At 61.4% G+C, this 11,023-nt stretch carries 8 protein-coding genes and 1 pseudogene; 7 read left to right on the forward strand and 2 right to left on the reverse strand.

Going from position 1 to position 11,023, the window contains the following annotated elements:
* Together FJV41_RS44415 and FJV41_RS44420 are read left to right on the forward strand one after the other, a co-directional pair.
* A pseudogene (locus tag FJV41_RS44415) lies at positions 1-436 on the forward strand (hypothetical protein); the annotation flags it as partial.
* 269 nt (positions 437-705) lie between these two features.
* Positions 706-2,160: a metallophosphoesterase gene (locus FJV41_RS44420; RefSeq protein ID WP_141648703.1), complete on the forward strand. Its 1,455-nt coding sequence runs from the start codon at positions 706-708 to the stop codon at positions 2,158-2,160.
* Positions 2,161-2,826: 666 nt separating this feature from the next.
* Here the strand turns inward: FJV41_RS44420 and FJV41_RS44425 are convergent.
* Positions 2,827-3,180 (reverse strand): hypothetical protein, encoded by a 354-nt coding sequence (locus tag FJV41_RS44425; RefSeq protein WP_141648704.1) that lies wholly within the window; start codon positions 3,178-3,180, stop codon positions 2,827-2,829.
* Between the two features lie 1,392 nt (positions 3,181-4,572).
* Here FJV41_RS44425 and FJV41_RS55055 point away from each other — a divergent pair.
* From FJV41_RS55055 to FJV41_RS44445, 4 genes are all read left to right on the forward strand, one after another.
* The gene (locus tag FJV41_RS55055; RefSeq protein ID WP_141648705.1) at positions 4,573-5,826 is read left to right on the forward strand and encodes an HsdM family class I SAM-dependent methyltransferase; all 1,254 of its coding nucleotides are present in this window, start codon (positions 4,573-4,575) and stop codon (positions 5,824-5,826) included.
* The gene (locus FJV41_RS44435) at positions 5,826-7,508 is read left to right on the forward strand and encodes a hypothetical protein (RefSeq protein WP_141648706.1); all 1,683 of its coding nucleotides are present in this window, start codon (positions 5,826-5,828) and stop codon (positions 7,506-7,508) included. The genes FJV41_RS55055 and FJV41_RS44435 overlap by 1 nt, the downstream gene beginning before the upstream one ends.
* A complete protein-coding gene (locus FJV41_RS44440) occupies positions 7,505-8,356 on the forward strand; it encodes a hypothetical protein (RefSeq protein WP_141648707.1) in 852 nt (283 codons plus the stop codon). The genes FJV41_RS44435 and FJV41_RS44440 overlap by 4 nt, the downstream gene beginning before the upstream one ends.
* 295 nt (positions 8,357-8,651) lie before the next feature.
* The gene (locus tag FJV41_RS44445) at positions 8,652-8,798 is read left to right on the forward strand and encodes a sigma factor-like helix-turn-helix DNA-binding protein (RefSeq protein ID WP_220137951.1); all 147 of its coding nucleotides are present in this window, start codon (positions 8,652-8,654) and stop codon (positions 8,796-8,798) included.
* Here FJV41_RS44445 and FJV41_RS44450 read toward each other — a convergent pair.
* Positions 8,767-9,933, reverse strand: coding sequence for a hypothetical protein (locus tag FJV41_RS44450; RefSeq protein ID WP_141648708.1), 1,167 nt, complete (start codon positions 9,931-9,933; stop codon positions 8,767-8,769). The genes FJV41_RS44445 and FJV41_RS44450 overlap by 32 nt on opposite strands.
* Positions 9,934-10,075: 142 nt before the next feature.
* Between FJV41_RS44450 and FJV41_RS44455 the strand changes: the two genes are divergently transcribed.
* On the forward strand, positions 10,076-11,023 hold a 948-nt coding region (locus FJV41_RS44455), incomplete at its 3' end, for a TIGR02266 family protein (RefSeq protein WP_141648709.1).

Below are 11,023 nucleotides of genomic sequence, written 5' to 3' on the forward strand. Positions count from 1 at the left end.
GTCGTCGGTGGCGGTGGGCCCGGACGGCACGGTGACGGTGGCGGGCGACTTCGCGGGCCTGCTCGTGTGGGGCGGCACGTCGCTGGGGACTCAAGGGCCGTTCGTGCTCGGCGTGGGCGCGGAGGGCGAGGTGCGCTGGCTGAAGCAGCCGGAGTGCGGCGAGCAGTCAGAGGAAGGCGTCGCGGCGGCGGTGGATGACGCGGGCGCCGTGACGGTGGCGTGCGGTGACGCGCTCACGCGCTACGCGGCGGATGGGACGCAGCAGGGCGAGCGGAAGCTGGCGGTGGAGGGCTGCGTGAGCGGACAGTGCTCGCTCGCGGTGACGGGGCTGGCGGTGGTACCCGGTCGCGGATTGGCGGTCGCCGGTTGGCAGCGCGATGGCGCCGGGGACACGTGGAACCAGGATGCGTTCCTGAGGGTGTTGACGCCGGAGTGAGCAGGGCCCCGGGTGTTCAGCTCACCGGCGCGGGGGCCGCGGTCTTGCGCGCGCTCTGGATTGCCAAATGTTTGTGTAAAATTCGAGAGTCATTGCTCGCTGCTTCGTTACGGCGGTGGGCGGTGTGTTGGTTGTTGCTCGCAGTCGGACACATGGCGCTCCTGGGATGGAGCTTGAGTGATATCTAGTGCTGGAATTCGGTACTTCGCTGTAAAAGCCGAATCGAAGCCGACGAGCCCTGTTTTCATCCCATCCTGGAAAGAGACACCATGAGTCCCTTGAGATTCGTTGCATCCCTGTCGCTGTGGGGCGTGCTGTCAGCCTGTGGCGGCGGTACGTCGCCCGACGAGGTATCCGAGACAGCCTCCAGCAAGGCCGCGCTGGACTGCGCCGCCCTGAGCGCGCCCGTGTATCACCGGATTCGGGCCAGCAACGGCGACAGCCTCTACACGCCCAACGCGAACGAGGCGGCCAACGCCGCGACGAACTACGGCTACACCGATGACCGGGGCGTGGCCTTCCGAGCCTCCGGCATCGCGGGGACGGGGCTGTCCCCGGTGTATCGGCTGTACAGCCCGAGCCGCAACGAGCACTTCTGGACCATCGACGCGGCGGAGAAGCAGCAGCTGGCGACGCAGGGCGGGTTCACCACGGACGAGGGGACGGGCTTCTTCGCGTCGACGACGGCGGAGCCGTGCCTGGTGCCCGTCTACCGCTATGCGAATGACACGCTCCGCAAGCACCGCTTCGCGACGACGGCGGCGGAGCGAGCGGCGCTGAGCGCGGCGGGGTGGGTGGACGAGGGCATCAAGTTCCATGTGGCGCCCACGACGGCGCAGCCCGTGGACACGAAGTTCACCCTGGTCATCATCCCGGACACGCAGAACGAGCTCGTCACGCAGTCCACGCTGATTGACCACCGGATGCAGTGGCTGGCGGACAACAAGGACGCGCTCGACATCCGCTTCGTGGGCCACACGGGCGACATGGCGAACTGGGACACGGCGGACCACATCCAGTACGTCCGTGCCAGCAACGCGTTCCAGAAGCTGGACGCCGCGGGGATTCCCTATGCCATCGCCATTGGCAACCATGACACCGCGGCGACGTGCCCCGGTGGCAGCGCGTGCCCTGGCAACGTGAATGCGAACCTGCGCAACACCACCACGTTCAACACGTACTTCCCGACGACGCGGTTCCGCGCGCTGGCGGGCGTGTTCGAGGCGGGCAAGTGCGACAATGCCTATCACACGTTCTCGGCGGGCGGGCTGAACTGGCTGGTCATCAACGTGGAACTCTGGGCGCGGACGAATGCGGTCAACTGGGTGAAGAGTGTCGTGGAGCAGCACCCGCGTCACAACGTCATCGTGCTGACGCACTCGCACCAGACGAGCAGCGGTGGCATCGAGCAGGGCAATGGCGGGTATGGAAACAACAGCCCGCAGTACGTGTTCAACACCGCGCTCAAGCCGTACGCCAACGTGCGGTTCATCTTCTCCGGGCACGTGGGCACGGCGGCGTACAGCGAAGTCACGGGCACGCAGGGGAACAAAATCTACCAGATGCTGACCACGTACCACGACGGGTCGTCGAACCCGACGCGGCTCATCGAGATTGATACCGCGGCCAACACGTTCTCCTCGCGGGTGTACCTGCCGTACACCAACGTGGAGAAGCAGGATGGGACGAAGTTCACCATCTCCAACGTGAACTGGGTGCGCTGACGAAGCGAAGGGGCCGGCCGAGTGGGTCGGCCCCTTCCGCGGAGCCGTCGTCCTGCCGCCAGGGCGGGAGTGCTGGCGGTCCCGCACCTTGTCGGGGAATGATGGAGACGCACCTCGCACGGCGACTCTCCACGAACCACAGCCCGGGCCGAAGAGGCGTGCTCAACCCCGGTCTGGAGGTTCGCTGATGCGTCATGTCCTGGTGATGATGGCTGTGTTCGTTGGTCTGTCGTGGGTCGGCTGTGGTGGCGCGGTGGGTGACGTCGCCGGTGAGGAACTCGAGGTGTCTTCCGAGGAACTCACGGGGTGTTCGGCCACGTGTCCCACGGGCACGGTCAGTTGTCCGGCCTCGACGACTTCCTGCTCCGCGACGAACAATGTCGGAGTGACGTGTGACGGGATATTCCAGGCCTGTCCGCCGAGCCCGACCTGCTCCGATTCTCTGCGTCGGTGTTCGGTCGTCCAGAGCCAGCCTTGTGGCCAGGTTGGGTCGCAGGCGCGGTGTTGCTTCGACAGCTCTACGCCAGGTACGTGCACCTGTGAGCCAGGCTCGCCGAGGCCCAGGTTTGAGTGTTTCTGACGTGTAGTCGCTGAGTGGGCCGAAGAGGGCCGGTGGGACAGGCCGGCCCCTTCATTTGTGCAAGCCCATACGGCTTGCGTGGACGTCTACTTGTGGACCAGGAGGTAGTTCGCCGAGCCGCCGTTCCAGTAGCCGTCCCGGCCGCTCCACGGGCGGTACTTGTACCGGGCGACGACCTGCCACGTGTACTGGTTGATCTGCACCGCGTAGCACTCAATCTTGATAAGTGCGTTGTCGCCCTCGGAGCCGGGCTCCTCGAATCCCATGCTCTGCGGGGACACGTGGATGACCCAGTCGTTCACCGTGCCCGAGGGGACGGTGATGTAGGTGCCGTCGTTCGCCGTCCCAGTGCGGGTGTTCTGCGCGAAGCTCTCGCCCGCATACAGACACGTGAAGACAGAGAGCATGGCCAGGAATGAGAGACTGGTTCGTCGCGACATGGGAACTCCGGGGGTGAGCGCGGGCGTTCCGAGCCCCGCTTGGGCAGCCAAGCTAGGCCGCCGCTGCGAGGATTCAACTGGACGGCACCCGGGGACGGGGTTCCCGTGAGGCATTGAATGGGCGTGAGGTGTGTGCCCGATTCTTGAGAGATGAGTGGCAGGTCGTGGCGAAGGGGCCGCCGGGACAGGCCGGCCTCTTCATTCCGCAGTGAATTAAGGAGTGTGCAGTTGAGCCCCGTTCAGGAGCGTCACTCTGGGTTATGTGGTGCGCAATGATGGGAGGGACACCCAGGGAACCCCTCGTCCATCTCGCCGCTGCAATTGTTGCCCAGGTATTGTAGCAGACGTCCGCCGCGCGAGGGAAGACGCCTCCGTTGTGGGCGGTGGAATCACTGTCATCGCCAGACGACCGTCCGCAGGACGGGAGCGAGCTGTGGGGAGTTCCCTAATTGTTCTTAACCGCATCCCGGTACCAAGTCTGGGTGGCCAGCCCCGTCGGCTGAACCATTGCAGTTGTCGGCGCAGTCACAATTCCACATACTCCGGGACGGATGCTTGCTCTGGTGTCGTTGCAGTCGCTGGCGGTCGCCACGTATCCGCTGGGCTGAGTGCAAGCGAGGGTCGGTTGGCTGAGAACGCCGGCACTGGCGCCGTTGCAGCCGGTTGTGTCCGTCACGTAGCCATCGGGACCTGATTATGTTTGGGTTTCCAGGCCCACATCGCCGTCGCCAACTGGGTCTCAGTCGAATATCGACGTCACGCCTTCGCCGATGGAGTCATCGCAGTTGGTGGCCACGGAGTCGCGTATCTTCTGCGCACCGGGTTATAGGCTCGGCTTGGCATCGTCGCAGGTGCTCTCATTCGGCGTAGGGCCCGAGCGAGGTCCTGGTGCACGCTTTCGTCCTACTCTCTGGCTCACCCTGTTGCGAACCGTGGTGCCGGGCACATGGGCCTCCACGGCCAAGCTTCTCGTCCTTCTGCCGCTTTCGCCAGTTCGACGGATCCGGCACGGAACTCCGCAGGCACGGGAAGTGGGGTTCGGCATCGTTGGTTCCTTCTCTCACAGCGGTACGGACTCGGCGAACACAGCGGTACGGACTCAGCGAAACTGAAGCCCCCCCGCCTGGCGGCTGGGGACCGTTGAGCCAAAGTGTACCCTCTGCTCTCCCACGAGGAGCCAAGCCCTGGGGCCCGTCATCGGCCTTTCTTGGCCTAATGCACCTGCCCGCGCTACCCTCAATGCTCCCCGATCTTTCTGTCAGCCTACCCCTAGTTGCGAACTAAGTAGGTTGAGCCGCTGCCTGGACGCTCGACTTAACAAGAAGTTCGCTCGTTGGCGGAACTTTGCGTATAGTGGAAACGAGCGTTTGGAGCCTTGCACTCCATTTCACGATGACAGACACCTTGGCCCAAGACTTCGCCGTGCAGCCTCTTCAGACGACTGATTCTGGTTACCGCGATCCACTCGGTCGCTACTACACACGCAGCGACATCTCACAGTTGCTCGTCGCCTGCATAAGTTCGCGTCGACCACGCCTTATCGTTGACTTGGGTTGCGGTTCGGGCTCGCTCATGCAAGCTGCTCGCGATCGTTGGCAGGGAGCCACCATCATTGGCGTTGACCTCGACGCTTCCGCCGTCCGCCACACTGGACGACCCAGTGGACATACGATCGAGACTGATGCACTTCACGTAAACCTTCCCCAGAATCCATCATTTATCAACGGAGGGGCGGATGTTGCTGTCTGCAATCCGCCATACATCCGGCCCAAGTGGCGCAAACAGTTCGCCACAATCCTCAGTTCAGCCGGAATCAGCGTGGCGCCAGCTGCTTTTGCCGAAGCAGGCGCAGTAATCCTGTTTTTGGCACAGAACCTGCGACTCCTGAAGCCGGGCGGAACCCTGGGCCTTATTGTGCCCGACAGTCTAATTTCCGGCGAAAAGCTCCAAGACTTTCGTAAACAATTATGCGATTCGCATACCGTAGAGCGAGTCATCAAACTTCCACGGCGCGCGTTTATTGCAACCGAGGCACAGACTCACATACTTATTCTGCGTAAGTCCACAGGCTTCCGCGAACCCATCAAGTTGCAGAGCCTCAGTTCTGGCCGGAAGCTTGTCACGCTTGCGGTGGCCTCGCGCGAAGAGGCTGTTTGGCGAATGGATGGAGAGGCGATCCTCAAGAGGCGTGCAGCGCAAGGGGCTAGTGGCCATCCTACACTAAGGGACCTAGGGGCGACGGTTCACCGCGGAAAGCTCACATCATGTGATGCACGGACACTCGCCGGCTCTTTCCATACAAGCGACTTCTCAGGGCAGTCGAGCATTTCGTTCTCTCGCCACCGCTCAATCGCTGCATTGCGAAACGCCTCCCGCCAAGTACTAGCCGGTCCTGGTGACATCCTTGTTGCTCGCGTAGGACGTAATTTGGCTTCCCAAATCTGTTATGTCGAGAGAGGGCATGCAGTCCTGAGTGACTGTGTATTCTGCCTTCGTGCACCCCACGAAATGGCAACTCGCATTTTTACATTTCTTATCTCGAAGGCCGGCCGATACTCTTTGTCTACGGCGGCACGAGGCGTAGCAGCATCATACCTTACTCGACAGGCACTTCTGGACGTCGGAGTTCCTCTCATGGAGCACTGATGCAAAGCACCTTTGATTTCGAAGAACGGGCAGATCAACTTTCCCTCGACGACATCAAATCCACGATGGTCGATGCGGAAATCTTCCGTTCAGCTAAACGGAAACTGCTAGCTCGCGGGGCGAAGCTACTCGTCGGACCTCGTGGAACAGGCAAGACGCACTTGATGCGGTTTACATATGCCGCAGCGACCAAGGACAATGCGCAACCGCTAGTACTCTACGCCAATTTCAACCGCTATTTGACGTTGGAACCCCTGCTTTCGACAGCTAGTGATGCAATACAACGTTTTCACGCATGGGTGTTGGCAAAGCTGCTCATTGCGGCTGGTGAGCATTGTGGGGCTCTCGGAATCGATTTGGAGAAACTAGCGCTTCCAGCACCGTTGGAGACACTTCGAGGCCTGATAGGTCAACTTGAGAAAGGTAGCGGGCATCGTGAATACGAAGCCACCGGCAGGCTCCTGACAATCGATTCGACCATTTCATCTTTGGAGCGGCTCCGAATGCTCGCCATGAGGGAGCGTACGGTGCTTCTTCTGGATGATGCGGCTCTTACTCTTGCAGATAAGTATTTAGAGGAGTTTTTTCGGCTATTTCGTCAACTCAAAACCGAGACGGTTTCACCCAAAGCGTCTGTCTATCCAGGTTCAACACAGTATGGGCCGACGTTTCACGCGTCGCATGAAGTGGAGTCCATACAGCTGTGGATATCCATTGCGGACCCCAACTACAGTTCGCTTATGGGTGAAATCGCAGACAAGAGAATCGGGCAGTCCGAGAAAAAGAATACTGAAGTCGTAGAGGTTCTGAAGTTCATGGCTTTCGGAGTGCCAAGAGCTTTTTTGAGACTTCTCCGAGACTACAGCGCTGCTACGGGAACTGTGCAGCAAAGACTTAATACGACAATTGAAGGCCATACTACGCTTATTACTCAAGAATATGCCTCACTAGGGCTTAAGCTGCCACAGTTTAAGTCCATAATTGACTCCGGAAAACGCCTGTTCGACAAATCGGCCATCGCTCTCCGCGAGGCAAGACAGCAGGACTCAAAGAGGCAGGGCAGGCATGTAATCATCGGGATTCGAGAGCCAGAGGCAGCAGGTCCGCTCGCCGACAGGATGATGAAGTTCCTGATCGAAGTGGGGATGCTGTATCCGCTTCCTACTGTTTCGCACGGTCAGGACAGGAAGTATGGCCGCTACATTCTTCACTTGGCGTTCTTGTATCAGAACGGGGCTCTTCGGACTGGCCGAGGAACGTCGTTCAAGGAGATTGTCGACTATTTAGGACTTTCGGACTCAAAGCATCCGGTTCGTCGGGAAGTCGCCACACTGTTGACGGCTGCTGAGGTCGCCGCAATCAAGCTCGACCTTCCGCCGTGCCAAAGTTGTGGCGCGAGCAGACTCAATGACTCTCAGAGATACTGTCATAACTGTGGCAAGCAACTCCTGGATGGTTCGCTATTTGAGCAGTGTATACAGCTCCCTCTTAGCGCTTTGCCTGGAATCAGCGAGGCTCTGCTGGCGCGTATTAATCAGGAGACGAAAATTCGAACGGTTGGGGATGTCTACTCTTCACAAAATCCGTCTGGGGATCTGCAACAGGCGCTTTATATTGGCGAAAAGCGAGCGCAGCGCATAATTAATAAGGTTGCCATCGTCGTGGACGAGTTCCTGTCATGAAGAACGACCAGTTGCGGCTGAATTTGTCGATTACCACGGCGGTAACTGTTCTCTCATTGAAGACGGAACTGCTCTTTGACGGGAAACACATAGACCCAACAACATCGCCTATCGACCAGTTTACGGAGAGAATTGCCGAACTCAATAAACTTGTGCCGCAGCCTGGTGGCTTTAGTGCCACGCAGGCGCAACTCGTATTGCTCGGGGTGATAGGTGCTGTCGAGAGCTATATGCGCGCCATTGTTCGGGTCTCGATTTACTTAGATCAGACTGCGCTTAATTGCGCGAGGTCACTCAATGTGAGTTTTGGGGCTGCGCTTCACTTATCTAAAGAACTTCTCCCCGAGGCGCTGCTTGAGCGGACGTCGTTCATCGGAAAGAAGGCAATAGTCGAAACCCTTAGAGACTTACTAGGGGTTCGAGGCAATCTCCCTTTGGGGGTCGAACAAAGCCTTGAGAATTATATTCGAGTATGTCACCTGCGTCACTGCGCTGTTCATCGATTTGGTAGGCTTGGTTCTGGTAATGCCATTGAACTTGGCTTCGACGATCACCGGGAGTTGCTTGAGAAGCCGTTGGTTCTGACGTACGCATCTCTGCAGGAGGCCATTCTGATTTGTGAGACATTTGTGCGGGTGATGAATAATTTCCTGTTTTCAGAACTCTTGGGGCGCGTTCAGTTCACAAGCTGGACTTGGGATTTTCGTCGAGACAGGCGACATTTTTTTAAATACTACGTTTCCTTTGCAGACCATGCGAGTTCCCGGCCTTCGCTCTCAGCCTTTGCCATGTATCGTGAACTTCGCCAGCAACTCAAAGATCATCTAGGTTCGAAGAAGAAGCGTTAGTCCTCCGGTACGGGGGAAACGTCACGTTCCATCTACGCTTTTTGACTGCGACATGACCGTCCGGTCAAAGCACTCGAGTGCAGCAGCAGAAACAAACGCAGTTGGTCTTAAACTAGAGAGGCGGACTTGGGCGCGGAAGAGTTAGCTCGTCATTCAGTCTATGGTGGTCGGCATGCAGTCGTGGTCTTGATTTGAGCCGTGACTTGACGTCAGTATCAGATGGCATGCGGTTCGCTGTGCTGGGAGCGGGCGTCGAATCCGAGCTGGGAAGTCTCGATGCGGCTCGCGCCTTGCGGTGGATGGCTCTCTCGTCACCTTCACCGCCGCGCGGATGCACTTCGTCGAGGGGCACACCCAAGGCGAGGTCGCCGAGGTGCTCGGCGTCTCCCGCAAGACGGTGGTGCGGTTGCTCAAGGAGTTGTCGGCCCAGGCCCGCTGCTGAGCGTCGCAGTCCCCAGCTTCAAGTCCTGGTGCAGTCCGTTGTCCCGACTCACCCGCCAGATTTTCTGGTCGAGGTAGTAGTGGTGCAGCGCGAAGCCCCAGATGAAGCCCGCCATGAAGTCTTTCAGCGTCAGGCCCGCTCCCAGCGCGAGCTTCGCGTCGAACCCGCCACAGCCCGGATGCGCTCCAAAGCCACACCCCACGCCCCGGTACACCAGCGTGAAGACCACGCCGCACACCGCGTAGATGAGGAAGCGCTGGCTCACCCTCGGCGCCCAGCCGAACGACGCCGCATCCACGCCCGGCGAGTGATAGCGATTGCGGTGATAGAACCAGACGACGCCGTGGTACTGCACGTTGTGGAAAGCCGTCACCGCCACGGCGAACATGATGAAGTCCATCCGCGCCGACACCGACGGCCAGAACACCACCGCCGACAGCCCCACCGCCGCGCCCATCATCATCAGCTTCGGCCCGTTCACCCGCTGGCCCGCCCTCCACCGCCACACCTGCCGCCCCGCGCTCAGTACCACCACCGCGAGCACCAGCGAGAAGCACGCCGCCGCGACGACGGGCTCCCACGTGGGCGTCCCCGTCAGCCCCAACTGCTTGCGCGCCCCTGGATGCGTCACCGCGAACGCGACGAAGGGCGCGAGCAACCCCACGTACAACGTCACGCTGTCGAGCCTCCGGTCCACCAGCGACGTCTCGCCACCCTTGCGCTGGTACAGCGACATCAGCCCGTAGTGCTGCCGCACCACGTGCCAGTACGCCCACAGCGCGGCGAAGGTGAGGAACAACACGAAGGGCAGCTTGCTGCCCACCACCGCCGACACCGCGAAGCACAGCGGCCCCAACGCGAACCACCCCAGGCTCCCCAGCAGGAGCCCGCGCCGCGTCTTCCACTCCCTCGCGTCCAGGTACGTGCGCGACACCGTCGCGAACAGGTGCGGCCCGTCCAGCACCAGCACCCACGCCCACCACAACGCCAGGCTGCTCACGCCACCCCAGACGTGAAGCCCGACAAGAGCGAGGCTCGCGCAGGCACCGCCCACCGTGGAAATCAGGTCGTGCCGGCGGTCGACGAGCCAGCCCGCGCGTGGCGCCTCGGAGGCGGTGAGAGGCAGAGTGCTCATGAGGCTCCTCGGGGACTCCACAAGATACAGGAAGGTGCAGGTAGGCCGCAGGCCCACCTGTCGCCGTCCATTGGCCGGTCGACCGACCAAGGGCCCAAAACCCTCTTGAGCCGGGCGCTGCGTACCGCGATGGTGGTGCGTTATGGATCAAGGCAGGCGCACCACGGACCGGAAGGCAGTCGGTCTGTTGGTGAAGCTCAAGCATGAAAGCGTGGGGAGCTTCGCGGAGGAGTTCGCCACCAACCTGAGCCCGGGCGGGATGTTCATCCGTTCGCGCACCCCCCAGCCCGTGGGGACACCCGTCAAATTCGAGGTGCAGATCGCCGGCGGCGTGCGCGTGCTGCACGGCACCGCCGATGTCCGGTGGATCCGCGAAGTGGGAGACCCCTCGGGCCCTCCCGGCATGGGCCTCCAGTTCCACGAACTGGACCCGGCCAGCCGCGCCCTCGTCGACATGATGCTCCTGCAGCGCAGGCCGGAGGCGCCCGCCGCCGTCGTCTCGCCGCTGCCCGCCATCGCGCCCTCCGTCGCCCCGCTGGCTCCCGCCATCGCGCCCCTGGCGCCGGCCGTCGCGCCCGTGCAGGTCCGTCCCGTCTCGCCGCCCGCCGCGAAGCCCGCGCCTCGCGCGACGGAAGGCGTGGCGCTTGATTCGCTCTTCGACGACATCGAGGCCCCGCCCAGCCCCACGCTGGATGAACCCTTCGACTTCTCTCCGCCCGCCTCCGCGGAGAACGACGTGGACATTCCGCTCGAGGAGCTCATCGCGAGCACGCCGCCACCCGTCTCGCTTCCGGATGACGAGCCGCTGCCCGGGTTCGAGTTCGAGATAGAGCCCGGAGAGGTGCTCGATGAGCCGGTGAGCCTCGACGAGGCGCCCATCGAGGTCGGCATCACCGTGGAAGAGGAGTCGGCTTCTTCCGCGCCGTCGCGCGCCAGCGGCCCGCTGGAGTTCGACCTGGATATGTCCGAGGCGGCCCTCGCGCCGCCTCCTCCCGCTCCCCGCGCCGCGCCCTCGCGGGCCAGCGGGCCGCTCGAGTTCGACCTGGACCTCAGCGAGGCGATGGAGGAGTCCCTGTCTCTTATACACACC

The organism is Myxococcus llanfairpwllgwyngyllgogerychwyrndrobwllllantysiliogogogochensis, from assembly GCF_006636215.1.
Classification (GTDB): Bacteria; Myxococcota; Myxococcia; order Myxococcales; family Myxococcaceae; genus Myxococcus; species Myxococcus llanfairpwllgwyngyllgogerychwyrndrobwllllantysiliogogogochensis.

Bases quoted from the DNA above. Each gene is read 5' to 3' on its own strand.
- FJV41_RS44420 (WP_141648703.1), top strand. From the start codon at position 706: ATGAGTCCCTTGAGATTCGTTGCATCCCTGTCGCTGTGGGGCGTGCTG.
- FJV41_RS44425 (WP_141648704.1), bottom strand. From the start codon at position 3,180: ATGTCGCGACGAACCAGTCTCTCATTCCTGGCCATGCTCTCTGTCTTC.
- FJV41_RS55055 (WP_141648705.1), top strand. From the start codon at position 4,573: ATGACAGACACCTTGGCCCAAGACTTCGCCGTGCAGCCTCTTCAGACG.
- FJV41_RS44435 (WP_141648706.1), top strand. From the start codon at position 5,826: ATGCAAAGCACCTTTGATTTCGAAGAACGGGCAGATCAACTTTCCCTC.
- FJV41_RS44440 (WP_141648707.1), top strand. From the start codon at position 7,505: ATGAAGAACGACCAGTTGCGGCTGAATTTGTCGATTACCACGGCGGTA.
- FJV41_RS44450 (WP_141648708.1), bottom strand. From the start codon at position 9,933: ATGAGCACTCTGCCTCTCACCGCCTCCGAGGCGCCACGCGCGGGCTGG.